A 25,461-nucleotide genomic window follows, 5' to 3' on the forward strand; every position below is an offset into this window, starting at 1 on the left:
AAACAATTTCATTTGCTCTTAAATAGCGGAAAACTCGTGTGTTAAGCACTTTTTGATATTTGTATTCCCGGCGCGTTATTCCTTTGAGTCACAACTCATTCCATTTCGTAATTTCATTTGATCTAAACCGCACCCTATAGTCCCTCTATTGCTGAATGTAAGAGAGTTGTTGCGCCGTGGATTACTTGCCTCTGTTTGCCGAATTGAAAGAAAGGCCCGTGTTGGTTGTCGGCGGCGGCGAAATTGCCGCGCGTAAGATTACATTCTTGCTGCGCGCGCAGGCGAAGGTACAGGTGGTGGCCGCCACCTTGTCGCCAGCGCTGCTCGAACAGGTTGAACGCCAGCACATCAGCTGGCGGGCGACGGCCTTTGATGAACAGCAGGTAGAGGACGTCTTTCTGGTCATTGCCGCGACTGACGACCAGGCGCTGAACCAGCGGGTGTTTGACGCGGCTAATGCGCGTTACCGTTTGGTTAACGTCGTGGACAACCAGGCGCTGTGCTCGTTCGTCTTTCCTTCTATTGTCGACCGTTCGCCTTTGCTGGTGGCGATTTCCTCCAGCGGCAAAGCGCCGGTGTTGTCGCGCATTCTGCGCGAAAAAATCGAAGCGCTGTTGCCGACGAACCTTGGACGGCTGGCCGAAACGGCGAGCTACTGGCGCCATCATCTGAAAACCCGCCTGACGACCACTGAAGCGCGACGTCGCTTCTGGGAACGCGTTTTCACCGGGCGTGTTGCCAGCCTGATGGTGGCGGGCAACCATGCCGCGGCGGAACAGGCGCTGCAGGATGAGCTGGATCAGCCGGAACGTGGCACGGGCGAAATTATTCTGGTGGGGGCAGGGCCGGGCGATGCCGGGCTGCTGACGCTGCGCGGTTTGCAGGCCATTCAACAGGCGGACGTCGTGTTCTACGACCACCTGGTGACCCAAAGCGTGCGGGAACTGGTACGCCGCGATGCCGAGATGATCTGCGTCGGTAAACGCGCTGGCGAGCATTCGGTGCCACAGCACGAAACCAATCAGATGCTGGTAGACGCGGCTAAAGCGGGGAAAACGGTGGTACGCCTGAAAGGTGGGGATCCGTTTATTTTCGGCCGCGGCGCTGAAGAACTGCAGGCTGCGGCGGCGGCGGGGATCCCATTCCAGGTAGTGCCGGGCGTGACCGCAGCGGCGGGCGCAACGGCGTATGCCGGCATTCCGCTGACCCATCGTGATTACGCGCAAAGCGCCATCTTTGTCACCGGCCACTACAAATCCGACAGCGCGCCGTTTGACTGGTCGCTACTGGCGAAAAGCCGGCAAACGCTGGCGATTTATATGGGCACCATGAAAGCGGCGGAAATCAGCGCCCAACTTATTGCCCATGGTCGCGATAGCAATACGCCGGTGGCGGTGATTTCTTGCGGTACCCGCAGCGATCAGCAAACGGCGACCGGCACATTGCAACAACTCGAACAACTGGCGAAAGATGCCCCGATGCCCGCGCTGCTGGTGGTGGGTGAAGTGGTACAGCTGCATCAGCAGCTCGCCTGGTTTCAACACACAACGCTTACTGAGGGGTTTAACTCTTCTGTGGTAAATCTGGCTTAGTCCCGGCACAACAGGCTATTTTATTTGCCATTTTGGCACCGGGCAGTGCTCGCAATCCTCACGTACTTTAGTACGATCCGGTTGCTGTGCGCTGTCCGTAACCAAACTGGCTGCAACAATAACGCCTGTTGCACCAGGCCTTATAAGGAACGGTTATGGACCAAAAACGACTCACTCACCTGCGGCAACTGGAGGCGGAAAGCATCCATATCATTCGTGAGGTGGCCGCCGAATTCTCTAACCCGGTGATGATGTACTCCATCGGTAAAGATTCCAGCGTCATGCTGCATCTGGCGCGCAAAGCGTTTTATCCGGGAACCCTGCCGTTCCCGTTGCTTCACGTTGATACCGGTTGGAAATTCCGCGAGATGTACGAATTCCGCGATCGCACCGCCAAAGCCTACGGCTGCGAGCTGCTGGTGCATAAAAACCCGGAAGGGGTAGCGATGGATATCAACCCGTTCGTGCACGGCAGCGCCAAGCATACCGATATCATGAAAACCGAAGGTCTGAAGCAGGCGTTGAACAAATACGGTTTTGATGCCGCATTCGGCGGCGCGCGTCGCGACGAAGAGAAATCCCGCGCAAAAGAGCGTATTTACTCCTTCCGTGACCGTTTCCACCGTTGGGACCCGAAAAACCAGCGTCCGGAGCTGTGGCACAACTACAACGGCCAGATTAACAAAGGCGAAAGTATCCGCGTCTTCCCGCTTTCCAACTGGACTGAGCTGGATATCTGGCAATACATCTATCTGGAAAATATTGAAATTGTTCCGCTGTATCTGGCGGCGGAACGTCCGGTGCTGGAACGCGACGGCATGCTGATGATGATCGATGACGACCGTATCGATCTACAGCCAGGCGAAATGATCAAAAAGCAGATGGTGCGTTTCCGCACCCTCGGTTGCTGGCCGCTGACCGGCGCGGTGGAGTCCAACGCGCAAACGCTGCCGGAGATCATTGAAGAGATGCTGGTCTCCACGACCAGCGAACGTCAAGGCCGCGTGATTGACCGCGACCAGGCAGGCTCCATGGAGCTGAAGAAACGTCAGGGGTATTTCTAAGGAGCCGCCATGAACACCACGATTGCACAACAAATTGCTAATGAAGGCGGCGTAGAAGCTTACCTGCACGCGCAACAGCACAAAAGCCTGCTGCGTTTCCTGACCTGCGGCAGCGTCGATGACGGCAAAAGTACCTTGATTGGCCGTCTGCTGCACGATACTCGCCAGATTTATGAAGATCAGCTCTCTTCGCTGCACAATGACAGCAAACGCCACGGTACCCAGGGCGAAAAACTGGATCTGGCGCTGCTGGTGGATGGTCTGCAGGCCGAACGTGAGCAGGGCATTACTATCGATGTGGCCTATCGCTACTTCTCGACCGAAAAGCGCAAATTTATTATTGCCGACACCCCGGGGCACGAGCAGTACACTCGTAATATGGCCACCGGTGCGTCAACCTGCGACCTGGCGATCCTGCTGATTGACGCGCGTAAAGGCGTGCTCGACCAGACCCGCCGCCACAGCTTCATCTCGACGCTACTTGGCATTAAACATCTGGTGGTCGCTGTCAACAAAATGGATCTTGTGGCGTTCAGCGAAGCGCGCTTCAACGACATCCGCGAAGATTATCTGACCTTTGCCGAGCAATTGCCGGGCAATCTCGATATTCGTTTCGTTCCGCTGTCGGCGCTGGAAGGCGATAATGTCGCCAGCCAGAGCGAGAACATGCCGTGGTACAGCGGCCCGACGCTGCTGGAAGTCCTGGAAACCGTTGAGATCCAGCGTGAAGTAGAAAGCCAGCCGCTGCGCTTCCCGGTTCAATATGTCAACCGCCCGAACCTTGATTTCCGCGGCTTCTCCGGCACCGTGGCCTCCGGTGCCGTAACGGTCGGCCAGCGCCTGAAGGTGCTGCCGTCGGGTGTGGAATCGAGCGTAGCGCGTATTGTCACCTTTGATGGCGATCTGCCGCAGGCGGGCGCGGGCGAAGCCATTACCATCGTATTGCAAGATGAAATCGACATCAGCCGCGGCGACCTGCTGGTTGATGCCGAAGCGGTGCTGCCAGCAGTACAAAGCGCCAGCATCGACGTGGTATGGATGGCGGAGCAGGCGCTGGCGCCGGGACAGAGCTACGATATTAAAGTCGCTGGCAAGAAAACCCGCGCGCGCGTGGACGCCATCCGCTATCAGGTGGATATCAATAATCTGACCCAGCGTGAAGTCGCGACCTTGCCGTTAAACGGTATCGGGCTGGTGGATCTCACCTTTGACGAGCCGCTGGTGCTCGACCCGTATCAAAATAACCCGGTGACCGGCGGACTTATTTTTATCGATCGTTTGAGCAACGTCACCGTTGGCGCGGGGATGGTCAACGAGCCGCACCTGCAGAGCCAGGCATCTGCCTCGCAGTACAGCGCCTTTGAGCTGGAACTGAATCAGCTGATCCGGAAACACTTCCCGCACTGGGACGCTCGCGATCTGCTGGGAGGCAAGTAATGGCCCGGCATGACGAAAATGTCGTCTGGCATGCGCATCCCGTGACCCAGCAGCAGCGCGAGCAGCATCACGGCCATCGCGGCGTGGTGCTGTGGTTTACCGGCCTTTCGGGGTCCGGTAAATCTACCGTTGCCGGGGCACTGGAAGAGGCGCTGCACGAGCTTGGCGTCAGCACCTACCTGCTTGATGGCGATAATGTGCGTCACGGGCTGTGCAGCGATCTGGGATTCAGTGACGACGATCGCAAAGAGAACATTCGCCGCGTCGGTGAAGTCGCTAAGCTGATGGTCGATGCCGGGCTGGTTGTATTGACGGCGTTTATATCTCCGCATCGTGCGGAACGGCAGATGGTTCGTGAGCGTTTGGGTGAAGGGCGCTTTGTCGAAGTGTTCGTCGATACCCCGCTGGCTATATGCGAGGCGCGGGATCCGAAAGGATTGTATAAGAAGGCGCGGGCAGGGGAATTACGCAATTTCACCGGCATTGATTCGGTTTATGAATCCCCGGAAAAGGCGGAAATTCATCTGGATGGTGAACAATTGGTAACAAATTTGGTGCACCAACTATTAGACCTGCTACGACAGAGCGATATTATCAGATCCTGAAAAGGCAGCGGCATCGAGGGATGCCGATAGCCCGGTCAACAGGATTCGATATGCGCAATACCCAGAACATCAGTATTATCCGTTCAGAACCGCCTTCGGCGGCCAGCGACGAGACCACATGGTCCTTGTCGGGCGCTGCCGTGGGCTTTATTTCATGGCTGCTGGCGCTGGGTATTCCCTTCCTTATCTACGGCGGTAACACGCTCTTTTTCCTCCTCTATACCTGGCCGTTCTTCCTTGCCATCATGCCGGTCGCCGTGGTGGTCGGCATTGCGCTACATTCATTACTGAACGGTAAACTTCTTTACAGCGTTTGCGCGACGATTTTAATCGTCGGCCTAATGTTTGGTCTGCTGTTCCTCTGGTTGTTGGGATAGCCTTTTTGGGATGAATCTAGCCTGGGTATCCAGCGTAAAAATGTGGTACAGTCCCGGCGTTACGCGGCATCGTCCGCGCGTCAGGGTAGAGTGCCAGGGCGAGTTATGGGATGATGATGCCGTTTTTCAGGGGGCAGGATGGGTAAATTAACGCTGCTATTATTAGCTTTGCTGGTCTGGCTACAGTACTCGCTGTGGTTCGGCAAAAATGGTTTGCACGACTATAGCCGGGTTAATGACGATGTCTCCGCACAGCAGGCTACGAACGCCAAATTAAAAGCGCGCAACGATCAGCTTTTCGCCGAAATTGACGACCTCAATGGCGGTCAGGAAGCGATCGAAGAACGCGCACGCAATGAACTCAGCATGACCCGCCCGGGCGAAACGTTCTATCGTCTGGTGCCGGACGCATCAAAACGTAATCAGGGTTCAGGGCAGAATAATCGATAAACAAGCCCAGGATGACAATATGGCAGCCACTTTTCCGGGCGTTTGCGCCGTGGTGCCGGCAGCCGGTTTTGGCCGCCGTATGCAAACGGAATGCCCGAAACAATATCTCTCAATCGGTAACAAAACGATTCTCGAACATGCGGTCGCCGCGCTGCTGGCGAACGATCGCGTTCAGCGGGTGGTGATTGCCGTCAGTCCCGGCGATATCCGCTTTAGTCAGCTTCCCTTAGCCAGTCATCCGCAGGTCACCGTTGTTGACGGCGGCGCCGAGCGCGCTGATTCAGTGCTGGCGGGGCTGAAGGCGTTGCCGGATGCGCAATGGGTGCTGGTGCACGATGCCGCGCGCCCGTGCCTGCATCAGGACGATCTCACGCGCCTGCTGGCGCTGAGCGCGACCAGCCGCGTCGGCGGTATTCTGGCGTCGCCGGTGCGTGACACCATGAAGCGCGCCGAACCGGGTAAAACCGCGATCGCCCACACCGTCGAGCGTAATGACCTGTGGCATGCGCTGACGCCGCAATTTTTCCCTCGTGAACTGCTGTTTGACTGCCTGACGCGCGCGCTTGATGAAGGCGCGATCATCACCGATGAAGCGTCGGCGCTGGAGTACTGTGGCTTCCATCCCGAATTGGTCGCCGGACGAGCTGATAATATTAAAGTGACGCGCCCGGAAGATCTGGCGCTGGCCGAATTTTACCTAACCCGTTCCCGACACCAGGAGAAGGCATAATGCGAATTGGACACGGTTTTGACGTACACGCTTTTGGCGGTGAAGGCCCAATCATCATTGGCGGGGTGCGTATTCCTTATGAAAAAGGGTTGCTGGCCCATTCCGATGGCGACGTCGCGCTGCATGCGTTGACCGACGCGCTGCTCGGCGCTGCGGCGCTGGGCGATATCGGCAAATTATTCCCGGACACCGACCCGGCGTTTAAAGGCGCGGACAGCCGCGCGCTGCTGCGTGAAGCATGGCGGCGGATCCAGGCTAAGGGCTACACCCTTGGCAACGTCGATGTCACGATTATCGCCCAGGCGCCGAAAATGCTGCCGCATATCCCGCAGATGCGCGTGTTTATTGCCGAAGACCTCGGTTGCCATATGGACGACGTCAATGTGAAAGCGACCACCACCGAGAAGCTTGGCTTCACCGGCCGCGGAGAAGGCATCGCCTGTGAAGCGGTGGCGCTACTGCGTAAGGCGGCGCAATGATCGCGTTTGATGACCTGACCTGGTTGCACGGCAAGCCGCTCAGCCAGGGGCGACTGAAGGCCAATCCGGAAGATTTTCTGGTGGTCGAAGATCTCGGCTTTGAGCCTGACGGCGAAGGCGAGCACGTCTTAGTACGAATTCTGAAAAATGGCTGTAATACGCGATTTGTCGCCGACGCGCTGGCTAAATTCCTTAAAATCCATGCGCGCGAAGTCAGCTTTGCCGGGCAAAAGGATAAGCATGCGGTCACCGAACAGTGGCTGTGCGCCCGCGTACCGGGCAAAGAGATGCCGGATCTGAGCAAATTCCAGCTGGAAGGTTGTCAGGTACTTGAGTACGCTCGCCATAAACGCAAGCTGCGTTTAGGGGCGTTAAAAGGCAACCAATTCACGCTGATCCTGCGTGAAATCAGCGACCGTGACGATGTCGAAAAGCGTCTGCAAGCGATTGTCGGCGGCGGCGTGCCGAACTATTTCGGCGCTCAGCGTTTCGGTATTGGCGGCAGTAACCTGCAGGGCGCGCTGCGCTGGGCCGAAAGCGAGGCACCGGTGCGCGATCGCAATAAACGCAGTTTTTGGTTGTCGGCGGCCCGTAGCGCGTTGTTTAATCAGCAAGTCGGAATTAGATTAAAAAAACCGGAATTTAATCAGGTTGTTGATGGCGATGCGCTACAATTAGCGGGGCGCGGGAGCTGGTTTGTCGCAACGGCTGAAGAGCGGGCGGAATTGCAGGCGCGGGTTGATAACCGTGAACTGATGATTACCGCTGCGCTACCGGGCAGCGGCGAGTGGGGGAGTCAGCGCGAAGCGCTGGCCGCCGAGCAAGCCGCGGTGGCAGAAGAAACGCAGCTACAGGCGTTGCTGGTACGTGAAAAAGTCGAAGCGGCGCGCCGCGCGATGCTGCTCTATCCGCAGCAGCTGTGCTGGAACTGGTGGGATGATGTCACTGTTGAACTGCGTTTCTGGCTGCCTGCAGGAAGTTTTGCCACCAGCGTGGTAAGGGAACTTATCAATACAACGGGTGACTATGCGAATATTGCTGAGTAACGATGACGGGATTCATGCACCGGGGATCCAAACCCTGGCCAAGGCCTTACGCGAATTTGCTGAGGTCCAGGTTGTTGCACCCGATCGTAATCGCAGCGGAGCCTCGAATTCGCTAACGCTGGAATCCTCCCTACGCACTTTCACCTTTGAAAATGGCGATATCGCCGTCCAGATGGGGACGCCAACCGATTGCGTCTATCTGGGCGTGAACGCTCTGATGCGTCCGCGTCCGGACATCGTCGTTTCCGGTATAAACGCCGGGCCTAATCTTGGTGATGACGTCATCTATTCCGGTACCGTCGCGGCGGCGATGGAAGGCCGCCATCTTGGTTTTCCGGCCCTTGCCGTGTCGCTAAACGGTTATCAGCACTATGACACCGCGGCGGCGATTACCTGCACCATTCTGCGTGCCCTCAGCCGCGAGCCGTTGCGTACCGGGCGGATCCTCAACATTAATGTCCCGGACCTGCCGCTCGATCAAATCAAGGGCATTCGCGTGACTCGCTGCGGCAACCGTCATCCGGCCGATCAGGTGATCCCGCAAAAAGATCCGCGCGGCAATACGTTGTACTGGATTGGTCCGCCGGGCGATAAGCGCGATGCCGGGCCGGGGACCGATTTTGCCGCAGTGGATGAAGGTTATGTGTCCGTGACGCCATTGCACGTCGATTTAACCGCCCATCAGGCACATGAGGTGGTCACCGATTGGTTATCTCGCGTCGGGGTTGATACGCAATGGTAAGTAAACGTGTTGAAAGTTTGTTGAATCAACTGCGCACTCAGGGCATCGTCGATGAACGAGTCCTTGAGGCGATCGCGCAAGTTCCGCGCGAAAAGTTCGTTGATGAAGCCTTTGAACATAAGGCATGGGAAAACACCGCGCTGCCGATTGGCCAGGGGCAAACTATTTCGCAGCCTTATATGGTGGCGCGAATGACGGAGCTTCTGGCGCTGACGCCGGACTCAAGGGTGCTGGAAATCGGTACCGGCTCGGGCTATCAGACGGCGATTCTGGCGCACCTTGTGCACCACGTCTGCTCGGTAGAGCGGATTAAGAGCCTGCAGTGGCAGGCGCGTCGCCGTCTTAAACAACTTGATTTACATAATGTTTCAACCCGTCACGGCGATGGATGGCAGGGTTGGCAGGCTCGCGCGCCTTTTGACGCGATTATCGTCACTGCCGCGCCGCCGGAAATTCCGGCCGCGCTGATGGCGCAACTCGATGAAGGCGGCGTGCTGGTTTTACCGGTGGGCGAAGAGCATCAGTACTTGAAACGCATCCGTCGTCGCGGTAGCGAATTTGTCATCGATACCGTCGAAGCCGTTCGCTTTGTTCCTCTCGTCAGAGGGGAACTGGCCTGAGACCCGGATTATTCCAGGTTTTTTTTGCCTAAGTTTAGGCGTAGGGTGGACACATTTTTCAGTGTCCTGGCCGGGCGCTACCCGGTAAGCAAGATATTGGCAGTTAACCTATTCCTGGGGGATAAATGAGCGCGGGAAGCCCAAAATTTACCGTAAGCCGTATTGCGGCGTTATCACTGGTTTCACTCTGGTTGGCCGGGTGTACAAATACCAATAATCCGCCTGCGCCGGTGAGCTCGGCGGGGGGCGCTGCTTCCTCCAGCACCAATTCCGGGATGCTGATTACACCGCCATCCTCTGGCGTGCAGCCAGTTCCTCAGGTTCAGCCGATTCAACCGGTTCAGACCCAGCCGCAGCCGACGCAGATTCAGCCGATGGCGCAGCAGCCGGTTCAGACGGTGAACGGCAAGATCGTTTACAACCGTAAGTATGGCGATATTCCGAAAGGCAGTTATACCGGCGGCAGCACCTATACCGTTAAACGCGGCGACACCCTGTTCTATATCGCATGGGTTACCGGCAACGATTTCCGCGACCTCGCCGAACGCAACAATGTCCCGGCGCCGTACGCACTGAATGTCGGCCAGGTGCTGCAGGTAGGCAACTCCGCAGGCCAGCCAATCACCGGAGAGAACCCGGTTTCACAGGCCAGCGCGCAGGCAAGCGTAGGTGCGACGGCCGCCACAACTTCTGCACAAAAATCGACCGCAGTGGTTGCGTCACAACCGACTATTACGTATTCTGAATCTTCAGGTGAACAGAGTGCTACGAAGATGTTGCCGAACAATAAACCAGCAACCACGACCTCGACAGTGGTCGCGCCGGTTACGGCCCCATCAACCGTTAGCACAACCCAACCGACTGCAAGCAGTACGTCAACCAGTTCGCCGATCTCCTCATGGCGCTGGCCGACTGATGGCAAGGTTATCGAGAACTTTAGCGGCGCAGAAGGCGGCAATAAAGGCATCGACATTGCAGGCAGTAAAGGACAGGCTATCGTCGCGACCGCTGATGGGCGCGTCGTCTATGCCGGTAACGCACTGCGCGGTTACGGTAATCTTATTATCATCAAACACAACGATGATTACCTGAGTGCCTACGCTCATAACGATACCATGCTGGTTCGGGAGCAACAGGAAGTCAAAGCGGGGCAGAAAATCGCTACCATGGGTAGCACCGGAACCAGCTCAACAAGATTACATTTTGAAATTCGTTACAAGGGGAAATCCGTCAACCCGCTGCAGTACTTACCGCAGCGATAATTTGGCAAAGTACGGATAAGCGTAACACCATATGAAAGGCGCCAGGGCGGTCGCGATATGCCTCCTTCAGTGGAGGCGTAAAGAGGATATGTCTGGCGTCGTTTAGTGATGGGCCGCGAAAGGTGCTTTGCTCAGGGATCACGGGTAGGAGCCACCTTTATGAGTCAGAATACGCTGAAAGTTCATGATTTAAATGAAGACGCGGAATTTGATGAGAACGGAATGGAGGTTTTCGACGAGAAAACCTTAGTAGAAGAGGAACCCAGTGATAGCGATCTGGCTGAGGAGGAGCTGCTGTCGCAAGGCGCTACCCAGCGCGTTCTCGACGCGACGCAACTGTATCTTGGTGAGATTGGTTATTCCCCGCTGCTGACGGCCGAAGAAGAAGTTTATTTCGCCCGTCGCGCGCTACGTGGAGATGTTGCTTCACGCCGCCGCATGATTGAAAGCAACCTGCGTCTGGTGGTGAAGATTGCCCGTCGTTACAGCAATCGTGGTCTGGCTCTGCTGGATCTGATTGAAGAAGGTAACCTCGGTCTGATCCGCGCAGTTGAGAAGTTTGACCCGGAACGTGGGTTCCGTTTTTCAACCTACGCAACCTGGTGGATCCGCCAAACGATTGAACGGGCGATCATGAACCAAACCCGCACCATTCGTTTACCTATCCACATTGTTAAAGAGCTGAACGTGTATCTGCGTACCGCGCGCGAGTTGTCCCATAAACTGGACCATGAGCCAAGCGCGGAAGAGATAGCGGAACAGCTGGATAAACCGGTTGATGACGTTAGCCGTATGCTGCGTCTGAACGAGCGCATTACCTCAGTGGATACCCCGCTGGGTGGTGACTCGGAAAAAGCGCTGCTGGATATCCTGGCCGATGAAAAAGACAACGGCCCGGAAGACACCACGCAGGACGATGACATGAAACAGAGCATCGTCAAATGGCTGTTCGAACTGAACGCCAAACAGCGTGAGGTACTGGCACGTCGTTTTGGGCTGCTGGGTTACGAAGCCGCAACGCTTGAAGATGTGGGTCGTGAAATCGGCCTGACCCGCGAACGCGTGCGTCAGATTCAGGTTGAAGGCCTGCGCCGCCTGCGGGAGATCCTGCAAGGACAGGGGCTCAACATCGAGGCGCTATTCCGCGAATAAATCATTTTCTCTCAAAAAGGCCCAATCCTGCGATTGGGCCTTTTTCTTTGTGCTAGCTGATGCGAGTTTCCTGCAGATGGCGCCAGACGATTTTCCCTTCGATGCGCTGAAAAATAGCTGTTGACCAGCGCACGGTCTCGCCTTGTTCCGGCAGAGTTTGCGTTTCGCGGTACAGTACCGCGCCGCCGTCATGCCACTCGCTCACGACTTGCGCATGATCAACTACGATGTTTAACCCCGGGCGACTACCGCCAGCGCTGTGGAAAAAGCCGCTCACCGTCGGGTAATCCATTTGCGCACCGCTGATAGGGATCATCGTAAATTCGGCGGCGAAGCGGTCCATCAGCGCCTGTGCGCTGCCTTCGTTCCGGCCAAGCCAGCGTTCAATGATGACGTGGGCATCGATAACTTCTTGGATCCATGGGTTCATGTTTTCTCCAGGTTAGACTGCAGGCGATTGACGATCGCCCGGTTGTTGACTCCCAGACAACCGACCAGCGGCAGTAGGGTAATGGCGGCGGCGCTGATAAACACGCCATGCCAGGCGAATGTTGGCGGATATGCGCTCAGCAGCAGCGCCAGCAGCGCGCTGCCGGCGAAAAAACTGAGCTGGCGGTTGAGGCTCCACAGCGCACTGGCGTCAGGCATATCCGGGTTTGCCGTGTTAAGAAACGCGCTGCTTTGCGCGGTACTGCTGCACAGGCTGCCACCAGCGCCCATGAGCGTAAAGGCCAACACCAGCAACGCCGTTGCGCTGTGCGGACTGACCATTAACAGTAGCAGGATCCCGGCGGCCTGCAGCAAACAACCGACGATAATCAGCGGTCGCGGCCCCAGACGATTGAAATATCGGCCGGTAAAGGCGATCGCCGCGAACGACGCCAGCGACCAGGGCAGCATTAACGAGCCGATAGCCGACGGCGACATCCCGGTGACGCGTTGTAGATAAAACATGCCGACGACGTTGACGCCAATAAACATCCCCGGAACGCAAAGATAGACCAGCATAGCAAACCGCAACAGCGGGTCGGCCAGTAACGGCAGATGTAAAAAGCGGGCAGGGCGGGCGGCGCTGGCGCTATTGCTCAGCCATCTGGCGGCAAGGATGAAGGTGAGCAGAGCCAGCGGCAGGCTGGCGAAAAAGACCCAGCGCCAGCTGAAGGCTTGTACTAGCAGGCCACCCAGCGCTGGTGAACAGGCAGGCGCCAGCAGGCCGACCAGCATCACTGCGGCGGACAGTTTCGCCCGTTCGTGCGGTTGATACAGTTGCCAGGTCAACGCCTGGCCCAGTGGGATTAACAAACCACCACCCATGCCCTGAATCGCGCGCCAGAAAACCAGCGCGTCGATCGATTGGGAAAGTCCCGCCGCTAGCGTGCCGCCGCTAAACAGCATCAGCGAGAATAAAAACAGCCGTTTCGCCCCGACGCGCTGGCTCAACCAGGCGCTGAACGGCACCATTAACGTCAGGCCGATAATATAGGCGTTGCTGACCCACGCCAGCTGCGAGACGGAGACGTCCAGCGCGCGGCTCATGTCTGGAAACGCAATGCTGGCGATAAACATGTTGATTAAGTCGAGGAAAAAGCCGAGCAGAAATACAGCTGCGACTTTATGGCGATACGTCATGATAGGCTCCCTTGTGCAGGTCGCTACTCTAAACCGCGCATCGGTGGCGGATAAACGCCGTATTCAGGGATATACTGTCTAAAATTTTTTGACAATAAGCGGTATTAAGATGCTAAACCTGCAGCGCGTGACCATGTTTGTCGCCGTCGTGGATGCCGGGAGTTTTACCGCCGCGGCGGCGGCGCTGGGGCAAACGAAAGCGGTGGTGAGTTTTAACGTCCGCCAGCTGGAGAGTGAGCTGGGGGTGACGCTGCTTCTACGCTCAACGCGTCGTTTAACCCTCACTGAAGCCGGAGCGGTGTTTTATCAGCGCGGCGTTGAGTTGCTGAAAGCGGCGGAGAACTTACAGGATGAAGTGCGTGCCAGCCACGCCGGGTTAAGTGGCGAGCTGCGGATCACCAGTACCCCGGAATATGGTGCGCAGGTGATTATTCCGGCACTGGCTGAGTTCGCCCGGCGTCATCCCGCGCTGCGGGTGCGCCACGTTTCCTCATCGCATCATGCGGATTTAATCTCTGAACGCTTTGATGTCGCTATTCGTCTCGGCACGCTGGCCGACTCCCGTTACCGTGCGGCGTGCATCTCACGCTTTGCTATTTTAGCGGTCGCCTCGCCGGGGTGGCTGGATAATCACCCGTTGCATACGCTTGCTGATTTGGCGCAGGCCGAATGGATAATCCACGAGCGGCTGGCGACGCCGCTGCGCTGGCAATTGCAGACTACTGGGGGAGAACCCATCGCCTTTGAAATTACGCAGCCGCCGAGGATTTCGGCCGATAGCGCGAGGGCGTTGATGGGTTTTGCGCTGGCGGGAAGCGGGGTGGCGCTGCTGCCGGAATGGCTGGTGGCGGAAGCCATTGCCCGTCAGGAACTGGTGCGAGTGCTGCCGGAGTACGCTTTTCCACCGCAGGGAATCTATGCCATCTACCCGGACGCGCAGCATGTGCCGACGAAGGTCCGGACATTCATTGATTTTCTACATGAACGAATGGCTTAGTCCGCCGTTTTTCGTTCCATCATCTTCATCACCAACCGGGAGAACTGCGCACGCTCATCATCGTCGAGGCGGCTTAAGAACTCCTCATCGACACGATTCCCCTGTGGCATTGAGTTTGCCAACAGCGCCTGGCCTTCGTCCGTCAGATAGACAAAGCGGCGGCGTTTATCGGAGGGATCGTGCTCGCGGCGTACCAGACCGCGGTTTTCCATCCTGCTCAGCATCTCCGCCAGCGTTGCCTTGGTGCTGACCGCCGCTTCGATAAGCGTGACCTGCTCGATCCCTGGATGTTCGGCTACCGAACGCATTACCGCATATTGCGGTTTGGTCAGTTCCGGTAATTCATGCTGCCAGCGTGCGGTATGCTGTTGAAACAGCTGGCGCAGAAGGTGGAAAGCCTCGTTACGTAACTCCATGAAGACTCCGTCACAAAAATATCACCTTTATGATAGCCGTAATTGCGGCTGATTTTCATGTCTCATTTTTTTGATTAATGATGCGACCGCCGACGAACCATCTTGTCATCCCCCGCAAAGAGGCGTAGTTTCAATGAAAATGTTCGTATGCGAACGATGTATGAGGTAGCGAATGAAGCTGATTGTTGGGATGACCGGGGCCACCGGCGCGCCGCTGGGTGTGGCGCTGCTGCAGGCGTTACGTGACATGCCGGATGTGGAAACGCATCTGGTGATGTCGAAATGGGCAAAAACCACCATTGAGCTGGAAACGCCCTACAGCGCCCGCGACGTCGCCGCGCTGGCGGACGTCTGCCATAGCCCGGCGGACCAGGCCGCCACCATTTCGTCAGGATCGTTTCGTACCGACGGCATGATCGTAATCCCTTGCAGCATGAAAACGCTGGCCGGGATCCGTGTGGGCTATGCTGAAGGATTAGTTGGCCGCGCGGCGGACGTGGTGCTGAAAGAGGGGCGCAAGCTGGTTCTGGTGCCGCGCGAAATGCCGCTGAGCACTATTCATCTGGAAAACATGCTGGCGCTATCGCGAATGGGCGTAGCGATGGTCCCACCGATGCCAGCTTACTACAACCATCCGGAAACGGTTGAGGATATGACTCACCATATCGTCACTCGGGTGTTGGATCAGTTTGGCCTCGAATACCACAACGCGCGCCGCTGGAATGGCTTACGCGCGGTCGAGAATTTATCACAGGAGAATTAGTCATGGCTTTTGATGATTTACGCAGCTTTTTACAGGCGCTGGATGAGCAGGGGCAACTGCTGAAAATTAGCGAAGAGGTGAATGCCGAACCGGATCTGGCCGCCGCGGCGAATGCGACCGGCCGCATTGGCGATGGCGCACCAGCGCTGTGGTTCGATAATATTCGTGGTTTTACCGATGCCCGCGTGGCGATGAATACCATTGGCTCCTGGCAAAACCACGCCATCTCGCTGGGGCTACCGCCGAACACGCCGGTGAAAAAGCAGATTGATGAATTCATTCGCCGTTGGGATACGTTCCCGGTGAAGCCGGAGCGGTGGGCGAATCCGGCATGGGCGGAAAACACCGTTGATGGCGGCGATATTAACTTGTTCGATATTTTGCCGTTGTTCCGCCTGAATGATGGCGACGGCGGTTTCTACCTCGACAAAGCCTGCGTAGTCTCGCGCGATCCGCTGGATCCAGATCACTTCGGTAAGCAGAACGTCGGTATTTACCGGATGGAAGTGAAGGGCAAACGCAAACTGGGTCTGCAACCGGTGCCGATGCACGATATCGCGCTGCATCTGCATAAAGCGGAAGAACGCGGCGAAGATTTACCGATCGCCATTACGCTTGGCAACGACCCGATTATCACCCTGATGGGCGCTACGCCGCTGAAATATGACCAGTCAGAGTATGAAATGGCTGGCGCGCTGCGCGAAAGCCCGTATCCCATCGCCACCGCGCCGCTGACCGGCTTCGACGTGCCGTGGGGTTCGGAAGTGATCCTCGAAGGGGTCATTGAAGGGCGCAAGCGTGAAATCGAAGGGCCGTTCGGCGAGTTTACCGGCCACTATTCCGGCGGCCGCAATATGACGGTGGTGCGTATTGATAAAGTCTCTTACCGTACGAAACCGATTTTTGAATCGTTGTACCTCGGTATGCCATGGACGGAAATCGACTACCTGATGGGCCCGGCGACCTGCGTGCCGCTGTACCAGCAGCTGAAGGCCGAGTTCCCGGAAGTACAGGCGGTCAACGCCATGTATACCCACGGCCTGCTGGCGATTATCTCCACGAAAAAACGCTATGGCGGCTTTGCGCGCGCCGTGGGGCTGCGGGCGATGACCACGCCGCACGGTCTCGGCTACGTGAAGATGGTGATTATGGTGGATGAAGACGTTGACCCGTTCAACCTGCCGCAGGTGATGTGGGCACTCTCCTCGAAGGTGAATCCGGCGGGCGATTTGGTGCAGCTGCCAAACATGTCGGTACTGGAGCTGGATCCGGGTTCAAGTCCGGCGGGGATCACCGACAAGCTGATTATCGACGCTACCACGCCGGTTGCGCCGGATCTTCGCGGTCACTACAGCCAGCCGGTCCAGGATCTGCCGGAAACCAAAGCCTGGGCCGAAAAACTGACTGCCATGTTGGCCAACCGTAAATAAGGAGAAGAAGATGATTTGTCCACGTTGCGCTGATGAACAGATTGAAGTAATGGCGACGTCGCCGGTAACAGGTGTATGGATTGTCTACCAGTGCCAGCACTGTCTCTATACCTGGCGTAATACCGAGCCGCTGCGCCGTACCAGCCGTGAACATTATCCTGAGGCGTTTCGCATGACGCAGAAAGATATTGATGAGGCGCCGCAGGTACCGCATATTCCGCCGCTGCTGGCGGAAGATAAACGCTAAATAAAAAAGGTCCGGATATCCGGATCTTTTTTATTGTCACCTCTAAACCACCTTCTGGGGAGGTGGTGATTGATTTGATTATTTTGCGGTGGCGCTATTCACGCCACCGAATTATTTTCATGATGGGTTGCGGATAATATATCAATATTATTAGATAGCCCATCCGCCTGCATAAAATATAACCAGAGCAAGAGCAATAAGGACAGTGCCAATATTCAGTTTTTGCCATTCACGTGCAACCAGACGCCCGACCACCAGGGTGACAAACCCGAGCATAATACCGGTGACGATATTACAGGTTAGAACGATAAACACCGCACAGACCAGCCCGGACATCGCATCGACAAAGTCGTTAAAATCCAGCTTGGATACATTGCTGAGCATCAATAACCCGACGTACATTAACGCAGGGGCAGTGGCGTAACCCGGGATCAGGTAGGAGAGCGGCGATAAAAACAGGATGACCAGAAACAGACAGCCGACAACGGTGGCCGTTAGCCCGGTTTTGCCGCCAGCGGCGGTACCCGCGGCTGATTCGATATAGACGGCGGCAGGCGCGGCGCCAACCAGACCAGAGAAAACGGAACTGATGGAGTCGCTTGTCAATGCTTTGCCACCATTAATGATCTGGTTGTTATTATCCAGTAAGTTAGCCTGGCCAGCCACAGCGCGAATGGTTCCCGTGGCATCGAATACGGCTGTCATGACCAACGCCAGTACGCTGGGTAACACGGCTGGCGTTAACGCGCCCATGATATCCAGACTAAAAATCAGCGAGTTGCCGTTTTCATCACTCAGGCTGGGCATGGCGATCAGACCGTGATACTGCACAGTGGGGTCGAAAATAAGCCCAATGACAGAGATAATGATGATAACCAGCAATATTCCACCGGGAACCCGACATTTTTCCAGACCAAAGATGACGGCCAGGCCCAGCAAGCTCATGATCACGGGAAAAGAGGTAAAGGTGCCCAGCGTCACCGGCAGGCCTTCCAGCGGGTTTTTAATGACCATGCCGACGCCATTTGCCGCAATGAGCAATAAAAACAGCCCAATACCAATACCGGTGCCATGTGCGATGCCCATAGGCAGATTGCGTAGAATCCAGGCACGTACTCCGGTCGCGGAAATGGCGGTAAAGATAACGCCCATCAGAAATACTGCGCCCAGCGCGATGGGAACGCTGATATGCTGCCCCAGTACCAGGCTAAAAGCGGTAAACGCGGTCAAAGAAATCGCGCAGCCAATCGCCATCGGCAGGTTTGCCCATAGCCCCATCAATAAAGAGCCGAACCCTGCAACCAGGCAGGTCGCGACAAATACCGCAGCTGGTGGAAAGCCCGCCTTTCCCAACATACCAGGGACGACGATAACGGAATAGACCATCGCCAGAAAGGTGGTGAGTCCGGCCAGGATTTCCTGACGAACGCTACTGCCACGAGCTGAAATTTGAAAATAAGCGTCCAGCGCGCCGTTTGATGGCGAAGACTTCTCGGCTTGTTGTATATCTCCAGACATAATGATGCCCTCAAAATAGGGTGAAAAATATTATTTAGTTGCGCTCATAAACCAACTGACCGTTGACATATGTCCGATAGATGGAGCGATCGTCGCCCAACGTCATCATGACGAACAGCTTATCGACCAGGGAAACGGAGTTGTCATAACGCAGTTGCTGTAATGGCGTAGCGGTGGGGTCCAGCACCACGAAATCGGCCTCTTTGTCACAATCGAAGTTGCCAATCAGGTGATCCAGGCCAAGTGCTTTCGCGCCGCCAAGCGTGGCGAGATAAAAAGCTTCATACGCGGACAGGCGGTATCCCTGGAGTTGTGCCACTTTGTAGGCTTCGTTAAGCGTTTGCAGCATGTTGAATGTGGTGCCGGCGCCAATATCGGTACCCATGCCGACTTTCACTTTTTTATGCCATGCTTTTTGTAGGTTAAAGAGACCGCTACCAAGATACAGATTGGAGGTTGGGCAGAATGCGATACTGGAGTCCGTTTCGCTTAGGCGATCCCACTCTTTGTCTTCCAGATGTATGCAGTGAGCAAAAACGCAGTTTTTACCCGTTAATCCATATTGATGATAAACATCGAGATAACCATCGTGATCGGGATACAGCTCTTTAACCCACGCGATTTCGTCTTTGTTTTCACACAAATGGGTGTGTACCCACGTGTCGGGATATTCTTCTCGCAGGCGTCGGGCGGCGGCCAGCTGTTCTGGCGTTGAGGTCGGCGCGAAGCGGGGCGTAATCGCGTAGAGCAGGCGGCCACGTTTATGCCAGCGCTCAATTAGCGCCTTGCTTTGCTGATAACTGCTTTCTGCGTCATCCAGCAAATAGTCAGGCGCGTTGCGATCCATCATGACTTTGCCGGCGATCATTCGCATATTGATATGACTCGCCGCTTCAAATAAGGCGTCGACGGACTGCGGATGTACCGTACCGAAAACTAATGCGGTGGTCGTGCCGTTACGCAGCAGCTGTTTGATGAAAAAAGTAGACATTTCGCGGGCATATTCGAGATCCTGATAGCGGCGTTCAGTTGGAAATGTATGCTTATTTAACCATTCCAGTAATTGTTCACCGTAGGCCCCCACCATTTCACTTTGTGGATAGTGAATATGTGTGTCGATAAAGCCTGGTACGATTATTTTACCGCGGTAATCACGAATGCGAATCGAATCTGGAATTTGGTGTTTGCCATCACTCCACTCGCCAAACCATTTAACCTTCCCGGCGCTGATTAACAATAATCCATCTTCAACGAAGCGTATCGCTGATTCGGCCTCTTCCGGATGCGTAATCGTTCGCGTAATATCAATAAAGCTACCGCGTATTGCTTTGATTCTTTGCTTTTCGGCCATAATTCAATCCCTTGTTATTTACTGGACACTTTTGTTGAGGAAACTGCAGGTAAAATTTCCTCTTGCCGATAACCACCGGGAAGAACAAGATTTAGAATAATGGCGGTTAAACCACCTGCACAAATAGGGTTTTCGACTAATACATAAATTGATGCTGGTAATATTTTGAAGATTTCCGGGTCATAGGAAACGCCCAGGCCCAGACCTAAAGAGGTGGCAACAATTAATGTATCGCGGCGTTTTAATCCGTTGGTAATAATGATGCGTATTCCGGCTATGGCAATCATGGAGAACATTAAGGTCATGGCGCCGCCAAGCACCGCTGATGGAATAGTTGTAAAAAAGCCGCCGATGACCGGGAACAGGCCAAGCACAATCAGCATAACAGCGATGATTCGCCCAATATATCGGGAAGCGACGCCGGTCATCTGAATAACACCGTTATTTTGCGCAAAGGTGGTCAGCGGCAGTGAGCCGACCGCAGAGGCGATAACGGAGACCAGCCCATCGGCCAGCACGCCGCCTTTTAATCGTGCCTGATACTCGTCCCCCTGAATTGGGCGATTCGACACCATCGCTGTCGCGGTAATATCCCCGACAGCTTCCAGTACGCTGAGTAAGTAAATGGTGCCAACGACCAGGAAATGGTGAAAGTTAAAATGAAAGCCGTATTTGAACGGAGTGGGAATCGTGATTAATGGTAAATTTTGCAAACTGCTGAAATCGACCATTCCCAGGCATAATGAAACGACATAACCGACAAATAGACCGATGGCAATACCGCCCATACGCAGCAGAGGATTGCGGCAGCAGTTAAAACCAATGACAACGATTAACACCAGCAGGCCAACGCCGATATGCTGATAGCTGCCAAACGTTCCACTACTCTTTGCCGCAAAGCCGCCGCCGAAATCAATAATTCCGACTTTGATTAAACTCAGACCAATCATCAGTACAACGATGCCGCTGACGGTAGGGCTAATCACCCGGCGTAGATAAGGTAAAATAAACGATGAGCCGACAACTAAAAATGCGCCGGCAAATGAGACTCCTAACAGCGATGACATGATCAACTCTTCATGAAGACCATCGCTTTTCATACTGCTGCCGAGAGCAATCATCACGGTAACAAAAGAAAAGTTAACCGACTGGATAGAGAGTAAACCGGAGCCGACAATGCCATAGCGATTTACCTGCAACCAGGTGCCAATACCGGATGCAATCATCGCCATAGAGACTAAATAAGCTGTCGTGTCGGCGGAAAGTTGTAATGCCGCGCCAACGATTAAAGCGGGCGTTACCATGGGAACAAAAATGGCTAACAGATGGGTCACTGCACCAATAATAGCCTGATGGAATGGTGGTCGATCCTCCAGCCCATAAATAAGGTCGGAATTTATTCGGGTTATATCAGACATCCCTTCACCTCTTCTAAAGTAAATTTGATCATCTGACTCTGTGAGTTTTGGACGCACGACTCCCTGAGAGTGCGTTATCTCAATGACGGTAGTTGTGTAAAACAGCGCTGACAGGTAAGCGGCCGCCGTAGCGGCCACTTGTGGTCAGATTCTCCCTAGCGCATGCAGTATTTTTTCTGGCGTGAAGTGCCATTCACGTAACCAGACGCCGCAGGCATCATGAATTGCGGTAGCAATCGCTGGTGCGGCGCCGTTAACACCGATTTCGGAAATGGACTTCGCGCCAAAAGGGCCAACCTTATCATCGCTGGGAACCAACGCCGCGCGGAAATCGCGTGGAATGTCGCCAATTTTCGGTGCGCCGTAGGTGCGCAGGTCGCGGGTGAGCGGGTGGCCTTCTGTGTCGTAAAGAATTTCTTCACTCATGCTGTGGCCGATGGCGCGTAAGGTGGCGCCATAAATTTGCCCCAACGCCAGCTCCGGGTTAACTGGCGTACCGCAGTCCAGCAGGGCGTAAAATTTATCAAGACGGATTTCGCCGGTGCGAGTGTTGACGCCCAGCTCGACAAAGTTTGCGCCATAAGGGAAAGCAAAATCAGGTGTGATATAGCAAGCGGTGGCGGATAACGCGCCGAATCCTGTTCCGGTTTCACCCAGATGCGCAATCTCAGCAAAGCTCACTTCACCTTTTTTACCGCGAACAACGCCTGGCGTGGCGATGGTGACATCAGCCAGAGGCTCGTTAAGCATTTCTGCGCCGTGAATAAGTATTTTATCACGTAAATTTTCCGCTGCTTTACGCGCTGCGTTGCCGGAGAAACAGGTTCCGGATGATGCGTAAGCGCCTTTATCGAAGAGCGCGCTATCGGTATCACCGGAGATCACTTGCACATCGGAGAACGGGCAGTGCAGCACTTCTGCTGCCAGTTTAGTCACGACCGTATCCAGCCCTGTACCGATATCCGCGCCGCCGGATTGCACGATAAAGGTGCCATCAGATTCCAGCTTGATGAGGCAGTTTGCCTGATCGATATCAGGAATACCGGACTTTTGCATGATAATCGCCACGCCACGGCCAATCTTCCAGTCTCCCTGGTGTGGTTTAGGCGACGACCATTGGATCATTTCCCGGCCTTGTCGCAGGATCTCTTCTAACGCACAGCTGGCGGCGGAAGGTACTGAAGTGGGCGCTTTACCTTCGCCAATTGCGCCGAGGATCTTCAGCTCTTGCCCTTCATGCACGCGGTTGCGTTCGATGATCTCCAGCTGGTCAATCTGTAGCTGTTCCGCCAGCTCCGCTAGCGCCATGGTGAGCGCGAAGTTGCCTTTAGGGGCGCCGTAGCCTTGATAAGCACCTGTCGGGCAGATGTTGCTGTAGTAGGTGGTGACCTGAAAATCGACGTTATCGCAGGGGTAGAGCGGTAAAGATAGCGCCGGACCATTACAGGGAACGGTCAGCGCGTGGTTGCCATAAGGGCCGGTATTCGCGCAGAAGTCCATCTTCACGGCGGTTAAGCGGCCATCCTTTTTTGCCCCCAGTTTCACCGTTACTTTAGCGACGTGTCGCGAGGTATTGGCGATAAATTCTTCTTCACGCGTATAACGGAAATAGACCGGGCGCCCCGTCACACAGGTCGCCCAGGCGCAGACTTCTTCCAGCAGAATATCTTGCTTAGAACCAAAACCACCGCCAACGCGCTCTTTGATAACGTGAACTTTATGTTGCTTCATGCCAACGAGGCGCGCCACCTGACGACGGACATGCCACGGTACCTGAGTAGAAGCATGGATGACCAGGCGATCGCCATCCATATGGGTGAAACAGAGATGGGGCTCTGCCGGACACTGCTGTGCCTGGGTAGAGCGGTAGGTTCGTTCGATGATGACGTCGGCATCAGCGAACCCTTTTTCCATATCACCGATGTGCCCATGAATACTGGCCGCGATATTTTTGCGTGGGCGGGCGCCTATTGGGAAGTTAACGATCATATGCTCGCCGCGCTGTGTCGCGTGGCCGTTATCTTCTTCCAGCGTATCCGGTGCGCCAACGCCGTATACCACCGGTTCATCGTGGACAATCGGCGCATCTTCCGCCATCGCTTCATCAATCGACATGACCGGTTTAAGTATCTGGTACTCAACGTGAATCAGCTTGAGCGCGGCTAGCGCGATCTCTTCATTTTCCGCGACCACGGCTGCGACACGGTCGCCCACATGGCGCAGCTTTTGACCAAACATACGTCTGTCGAGCGGGGAGGGTTCCGGGGCGCTTTGGCCGCCTGGCGTGTAGTAGATGTCGGGGCAGTTACGGTAAGTGATCACGTGAACAACGCCCGGCAGGGCTTCCGCCTGGCTGACATCAAGATGAGTAATGAGCGCATGGGCATGAGGGCTACGCAGCATCTTGATGATACAGGCGTCGCCGGGAACGCGGTCTTCGACATAACAGGGTTTAGCCTGGACCATTTTGGCCGCATCTGTTTTGGGATGCAGCTTACCCACAACGTTTAAATCGTCGCGGAAGGTTGGGGCGATGTGCAATGTAGACTGCGGGTTATCCCTACGGGAAACGGCGAGTTCAACAACCTGATAATATTGTTGCCAACCTGCATCGCGGCTGAACAAACCAGAAAGCGCGTCATCGATCTCTTCGCGCGTCGGGGTGGCGATACGTTCCAGCAGATCGGTAATAATGAGCGCTGCGGCAGGGTCGTTATAGCCGGACTGTATTACGCCAACATCAATCATGGCCTGTTGAACCAGACTCGGTTCGTTCCATTTACCCAGCGACTCTGCTGTCAAAATATTCGCGTGATCTAATTGTGCGGCGATTAACAGCGAAGCGTTAACGATGTGGCTATTGAACAGAATGGCGTCGGAGCCGGCAAATCCAAAACCGTCATCGCTGTTGCGTACCGAGTGTAAGCCGAGGTTAAACAGAAGTTTCTGTACGTTTTCACCAGGGTTCACCCTCATTTCTTGAGCGTGGCCGTTGAGTGTAAAATGAATAATCATGCGATTTTCTCTCCCATCTGCTGGCAATCAGCGTACAGATCTGCCACCACCACGCTGGTGATATAGCGCTTATATGGAATGCTGCCTCTAAGGTCTTCTTTTGGCGAAATAGCGGTAGCGATGGCGTGCTCCAGGGCATCTCCTTCCAGGCGCTGCGCTTCTACAGCGTGTAAACGCTGTGTGTGCGGTGTTACGCCATCCAGCGCAATACGCACGTTATTGTGGCTGTCTATCGCGACGGCGGCCGTAACGATGGTTAATCCGGCCTGTGAGCGGCTGATTTTGCGCGTGGCACAGGAACGGTAAGGATCCTTAATGACGATTTCTGTTATCAGGCGGCCTTCTGGATTAGCGAGATAATCTTCCAGCGATAGCGTTTCGCCATCTCCGAAGAGCAATAAGGTATCGAGGGCCAGCAATACGGGGAGCAAAACCGATTCTTCTTGCCGTGCGGCGATTTCTCCGCCAAGAGTAGACTGATTACGAAGATGGCGAGAATAGATAAAGCCAAGAGCGTCATGTAAGGCGGTGGGAATAAAGGGGGTATCGCGTAGCCTTTGTAACGAGGTCATTGCGCCAATACGCAACGTGCCGTTGTCCCAGTCGACCCACGTTAATTCCAGACTGTGTAACGATATCGCAATCTTTTTATCGGTACGGGTAGGCGTTGCGTTGAGTTTGCTACCACCTGCAAACCAGACGGCCTCCTCCTGATAATGGCGCTTTAACTCCAGCGCCTGTGCCATTGAGTCAGGTTTGAAAAATTGTTCGATCATAAACTTTCCTCGTGCTCCCCCTTCTTTTAATGAAACGAAGGGGTATGTGTGACATCAGAATGTCCATGCAGCTTTGCCCCGTGGAGGCTTTGGACCAGATTGGCAGCAACTGTTCTGGTCTGCGCGTGAATGGGATCGCAATAAAAATTGTGGGAAATATAGCAACATCTGTACCACTTTCGTTTGCCGGGGAATAGAGAGTAAATTTATGTGAAGGCAATCGAATCCTGAATATTAGTTTGTGAAATATACCGCAATTGCCCTGAGGTATTTTGGGCCATGTATTAAAACATTACGGCTTATATTTTTATTACGATGAGATGATTGCTCTCATTATGATAATGA

Annotated in this window: 25 protein-coding genes; 17 read left to right on the plus strand and 8 right to left on the minus strand. The window is 55.0% G+C overall.

All coding sequences use genetic code 11. The features are described 5' to 3' along the window. The first annotated feature begins 185 nt into the window (after nt 1-185). The 13 genes from cysG to rpoS all read left to right on the plus strand — a co-directional run bounded on the left by cysG (nt 186) and on the right by rpoS (nt 11,556). Complete coding sequence (gene cysG / locus PYR66_04820; protein ID WEF30357.1) at nt 186-1,592, plus strand: siroheme synthase CysG; 1,407 nt, start codon at nt 186-188, stop codon at nt 1,590-1,592. A 155-nt stretch (nt 1,593-1,747) separates the two neighbouring features. Then, on the plus strand, nt 1,748-2,656 hold the full coding sequence (cysD, locus tag PYR66_04825; GenBank protein ID WEF29057.1) for a sulfate adenylyltransferase subunit CysD: 909 nt from the start codon (nt 1,748-1,750) through the stop codon (nt 2,654-2,656). A gap of 9 nt (nt 2,657-2,665) precedes the next feature. Next, nucleotides 2,666-4,093 carry a sulfate adenylyltransferase subunit CysN gene (gene cysN / locus PYR66_04830; GenBank protein ID WEF29058.1) on the plus strand — a complete coding sequence of 476 codons (1,428 nt, stop codon included), beginning with the start codon at nt 2,666-2,668 and terminating at the stop codon, nt 4,091-4,093. Then, nucleotides 4,093-4,698, plus strand: coding sequence for an adenylyl-sulfate kinase (cysC, locus tag PYR66_04835; protein WEF29059.1), 606 nt, complete (start codon nt 4,093-4,095; stop codon nt 4,696-4,698). Before cysN ends, cysC begins: the two co-directional genes overlap by 1 nt. A gap of 50 nt (nt 4,699-4,748) precedes the next feature. Beyond that, nucleotides 4,749-5,075, plus strand: a complete 327-nt coding sequence (locus PYR66_04840; GenBank protein ID WEF29060.1) for a DUF3561 family protein — start codon at nt 4,749-4,751, stop codon at nt 5,073-5,075. Nucleotides 5,076-5,213: 138 nt separating this feature from the next. Next, nucleotides 5,214-5,525: a cell division protein FtsB gene (gene ftsB, locus PYR66_04845; protein ID WEF29061.1), complete on the plus strand. Its 312-nt coding sequence runs from the start codon at nt 5,214-5,216 to the stop codon at nt 5,523-5,525. Nucleotides 5,526-5,544: 19 nt separating this feature from the next. Beyond that, entirely contained in the window at nt 5,545-6,255 is a 711-nt protein-coding gene (gene ispD, locus PYR66_04850; GenBank protein WEF29062.1) for a 2-C-methyl-D-erythritol 4-phosphate cytidylyltransferase, read from the plus strand. Then, nucleotides 6,255-6,734 (plus strand): 2-C-methyl-D-erythritol 2,4-cyclodiphosphate synthase, encoded by a 480-nt coding sequence (ispF, locus tag PYR66_04855; GenBank protein WEF29063.1) that lies wholly within the window; start codon nt 6,255-6,257, stop codon nt 6,732-6,734. The genes ispD and ispF overlap by 1 nt, the downstream gene beginning before the upstream one ends. Beyond that, nucleotides 6,731-7,780 carry a tRNA pseudouridine(13) synthase TruD gene (gene truD / locus PYR66_04860; GenBank protein WEF29064.1) on the plus strand — a complete coding sequence of 350 codons (1,050 nt, stop codon included), beginning with the start codon at nt 6,731-6,733 and terminating at the stop codon, nt 7,778-7,780. Before ispF ends, truD begins: the two co-directional genes overlap by 4 nt. Then, a complete protein-coding gene (gene surE / locus PYR66_04865) occupies nt 7,761-8,522 on the plus strand; it encodes a 5'/3'-nucleotidase SurE (protein ID WEF29065.1) in 762 nt (253 codons plus the stop codon). Before truD ends, surE begins: the two co-directional genes overlap by 20 nt. Then, on the plus strand, nt 8,516-9,142 hold the full coding sequence (locus PYR66_04870) for a protein-L-isoaspartate(D-aspartate) O-methyltransferase (GenBank protein WEF29066.1): 627 nt from the start codon (nt 8,516-8,518) through the stop codon (nt 9,140-9,142). The genes surE and PYR66_04870 overlap by 7 nt, the downstream gene beginning before the upstream one ends. Before the next feature lie 125 nt (nt 9,143-9,267). Further along, nucleotides 9,268-10,404 carry a murein hydrolase activator NlpD gene (gene nlpD / locus PYR66_04875; GenBank protein WEF29067.1) on the plus strand — a complete coding sequence of 379 codons (1,137 nt, stop codon included), beginning with the start codon at nt 9,268-9,270 and terminating at the stop codon, nt 10,402-10,404. 159 nt (nt 10,405-10,563) lie between these two features. After that, nucleotides 10,564-11,556, plus strand: a complete 993-nt coding sequence (gene rpoS, locus PYR66_04880) for an RNA polymerase sigma factor RpoS (protein WEF29068.1) — start codon at nt 10,564-10,566, stop codon at nt 11,554-11,556. A gap of 52 nt (nt 11,557-11,608) precedes the next feature. Here rpoS and PYR66_04885 read toward each other — a convergent pair whose 3' ends face one another. Then, nucleotides 11,609-11,986, minus strand: a complete 378-nt coding sequence (locus PYR66_04885) for a DUF4440 domain-containing protein (GenBank protein WEF29069.1) — start codon at nt 11,984-11,986, stop codon at nt 11,609-11,611. Then, complete coding sequence (locus PYR66_04890) at nt 11,983-13,185, minus strand: MFS transporter (GenBank protein ID WEF29070.1); 1,203 nt, start codon at nt 13,183-13,185, stop codon at nt 11,983-11,985. The genes PYR66_04885 and PYR66_04890 overlap by 4 nt, the downstream gene beginning before the upstream one ends. Before the next feature lie 109 nt (nt 13,186-13,294). Between PYR66_04890 and PYR66_04895 the strand changes: the two genes are divergently transcribed. Beyond that, the gene (locus PYR66_04895) at nt 13,295-14,182 is read left to right on the plus strand and encodes a LysR substrate-binding domain-containing protein (GenBank protein ID WEF29071.1); all 888 of its coding nucleotides are present in this window, start codon (nt 13,295-13,297) and stop codon (nt 14,180-14,182) included. Here the strand turns inward: PYR66_04895 and PYR66_04900 are convergent. Then, nucleotides 14,179-14,598 carry a MarR family transcriptional regulator gene (locus PYR66_04900; GenBank protein ID WEF29072.1) on the minus strand — a complete coding sequence of 140 codons (420 nt, stop codon included), beginning with the start codon at nt 14,596-14,598 and terminating at the stop codon, nt 14,179-14,181. The two genes, PYR66_04895 and PYR66_04900, sit on opposite strands and share 4 nt — an antisense overlap. A gap of 172 nt (nt 14,599-14,770) precedes the next feature. On the opposite strand from PYR66_04900, the gene PYR66_04905 reads away from it, so the two are divergent. From PYR66_04905 to PYR66_04915, 3 genes are read left to right on the plus strand one after another with little or no spacing between them, the layout of a single operon-like run. Beyond that, entirely contained in the window at nt 14,771-15,361 is a 591-nt protein-coding gene (locus tag PYR66_04905) for a non-oxidative hydroxyarylic acid decarboxylases subunit B (GenBank protein ID WEF29073.1), read from the plus strand. A gap of 2 nt (nt 15,362-15,363) precedes the next feature. Further along, nucleotides 15,364-16,791, plus strand: a complete 1,428-nt coding sequence (locus PYR66_04910; protein WEF29074.1) for a non-oxidative hydroxyarylic acid decarboxylases subunit C — start codon at nt 15,364-15,366, stop codon at nt 16,789-16,791. Between the two features lie 10 nt (nt 16,792-16,801). Continuing rightward, on the plus strand, nt 16,802-17,038 hold the full coding sequence (locus PYR66_04915) for a non-oxidative hydroxyarylic acid decarboxylases subunit D (GenBank protein ID WEF29075.1): 237 nt from the start codon (nt 16,802-16,804) through the stop codon (nt 17,036-17,038). 150 nt (nt 17,039-17,188) lie between these two features. Here PYR66_04915 and PYR66_04920 read toward each other — a convergent pair whose 3' ends face one another. From PYR66_04920 to ygfM, 5 genes are all read right to left on the minus strand, one after another. Further along, nucleotides 17,189-18,556, minus strand: a complete 1,368-nt coding sequence (locus PYR66_04920; protein ID WEF29076.1) for an NCS2 family permease — start codon at nt 18,554-18,556, stop codon at nt 17,189-17,191. A 34-nt stretch (nt 18,557-18,590) separates the two neighbouring features. Further along, the gene (guaD, locus tag PYR66_04925) at nt 18,591-19,907 is read right to left on the minus strand and encodes a guanine deaminase (GenBank protein ID WEF29077.1); all 1,317 of its coding nucleotides are present in this window, start codon (nt 19,905-19,907) and stop codon (nt 18,591-18,593) included. A 14-nt stretch (nt 19,908-19,921) separates the two neighbouring features. Further along, nucleotides 19,922-21,325, minus strand: coding sequence for a nucleobase:cation symporter-2 family protein (locus tag PYR66_04930; GenBank protein ID WEF29078.1), 1,404 nt, complete (start codon nt 21,323-21,325; stop codon nt 19,922-19,924). Between the two features lie 144 nt (nt 21,326-21,469). Then, nucleotides 21,470-24,340: a molybdopterin-dependent oxidoreductase Mo/Fe-S-binding subunit gene (locus PYR66_04935; protein ID WEF29079.1), complete on the minus strand. Its 2,871-nt coding sequence runs from the start codon at nt 24,338-24,340 to the stop codon at nt 21,470-21,472. Further along, complete coding sequence (gene ygfM / locus PYR66_04940; GenBank protein ID WEF29080.1) at nt 24,337-25,116, minus strand: molybdopterin-dependent oxidoreductase FAD-binding subunit; 780 nt, start codon at nt 25,114-25,116, stop codon at nt 24,337-24,339. Before ygfM ends, PYR66_04935 begins: the two co-directional genes overlap by 4 nt. Nucleotides 25,117-25,461 lie beyond the last annotated feature (345 nt).

Origin of the sequence: Klebsiella aerogenes, from assembly GCA_029027985.1 — a bacterium.
Lineage (GTDB): Bacteria > Pseudomonadota > Gammaproteobacteria > Enterobacterales > Enterobacteriaceae > Klebsiella > Klebsiella aerogenes_A.

Bases quoted from the DNA above. Each gene is read 5' to 3' on its own strand.
- PYR66_04900 (WEF29072.1), bottom strand. From the start codon at position 14,598: ATGGAGTTACGTAACGAGGCTTTCCACCTTCTGCGCCAGCTGTTTCAA.
- guaD (WEF29077.1), bottom strand. From the start codon at position 19,907: ATGGCCGAAAAGCAAAGAATCAAAGCAATACGCGGTAGCTTTATTGAT.
- PYR66_04870 (WEF29066.1), top strand. From the start codon at position 8,516: ATGGTAAGTAAACGTGTTGAAAGTTTGTTGAATCAACTGCGCACTCAG.
- PYR66_04915 (WEF29075.1), top strand. From the start codon at position 16,802: ATGATTTGTCCACGTTGCGCTGATGAACAGATTGAAGTAATGGCGACG.
- PYR66_04935 (WEF29079.1), bottom strand. From the start codon at position 24,340: ATGATTATTCATTTTACACTCAACGGCCACGCTCAAGAAATGAGGGTG.
- PYR66_04885 (WEF29069.1), bottom strand. From the start codon at position 11,986: ATGAACCCATGGATCCAAGAAGTTATCGATGCCCACGTCATCATTGAA.
- PYR66_04890 (WEF29070.1), bottom strand. From the start codon at position 13,185: ATGACGTATCGCCATAAAGTCGCAGCTGTATTTCTGCTCGGCTTTTTC.
- truD (WEF29064.1), top strand. From the start codon at position 6,731: ATGATCGCGTTTGATGACCTGACCTGGTTGCACGGCAAGCCGCTCAGC.
- cysC (WEF29059.1), top strand. From the start codon at position 4,093: ATGGCCCGGCATGACGAAAATGTCGTCTGGCATGCGCATCCCGTGACC.
- ftsB (WEF29061.1), top strand. From the start codon at position 5,214: ATGGGTAAATTAACGCTGCTATTATTAGCTTTGCTGGTCTGGCTACAG.
- rpoS (WEF29068.1), top strand. From the start codon at position 10,564: ATGAGTCAGAATACGCTGAAAGTTCATGATTTAAATGAAGACGCGGAA.
- PYR66_04920 (WEF29076.1), bottom strand. From the start codon at position 18,556: ATGTCTGGAGATATACAACAAGCCGAGAAGTCTTCGCCATCAAACGGC.
- ygfM (WEF29080.1), bottom strand. From the start codon at position 25,116: ATGATCGAACAATTTTTCAAACCTGACTCAATGGCACAGGCGCTGGAG.
- ispF (WEF29063.1), top strand. From the start codon at position 6,255: ATGCGAATTGGACACGGTTTTGACGTACACGCTTTTGGCGGTGAAGGC.
- cysD (WEF29057.1), top strand. From the start codon at position 1,748: ATGGACCAAAAACGACTCACTCACCTGCGGCAACTGGAGGCGGAAAGC.
- PYR66_04930 (WEF29078.1), bottom strand. From the start codon at position 21,325: ATGTCTGATATAACCCGAATAAATTCCGACCTTATTTATGGGCTGGAG.
- PYR66_04905 (WEF29073.1), top strand. From the start codon at position 14,771: ATGAAGCTGATTGTTGGGATGACCGGGGCCACCGGCGCGCCGCTGGGT.
- surE (WEF29065.1), top strand. From the start codon at position 7,761: ATGCGAATATTGCTGAGTAACGATGACGGGATTCATGCACCGGGGATC.
- cysN (WEF29058.1), top strand. From the start codon at position 2,666: ATGAACACCACGATTGCACAACAAATTGCTAATGAAGGCGGCGTAGAA.
- PYR66_04895 (WEF29071.1), top strand. From the start codon at position 13,295: ATGCTAAACCTGCAGCGCGTGACCATGTTTGTCGCCGTCGTGGATGCC.
- nlpD (WEF29067.1), top strand. From the start codon at position 9,268: ATGAGCGCGGGAAGCCCAAAATTTACCGTAAGCCGTATTGCGGCGTTA.
- PYR66_04840 (WEF29060.1), top strand. From the start codon at position 4,749: ATGCGCAATACCCAGAACATCAGTATTATCCGTTCAGAACCGCCTTCG.
- ispD (WEF29062.1), top strand. From the start codon at position 5,545: ATGGCAGCCACTTTTCCGGGCGTTTGCGCCGTGGTGCCGGCAGCCGGT.
- PYR66_04910 (WEF29074.1), top strand. From the start codon at position 15,364: ATGGCTTTTGATGATTTACGCAGCTTTTTACAGGCGCTGGATGAGCAG.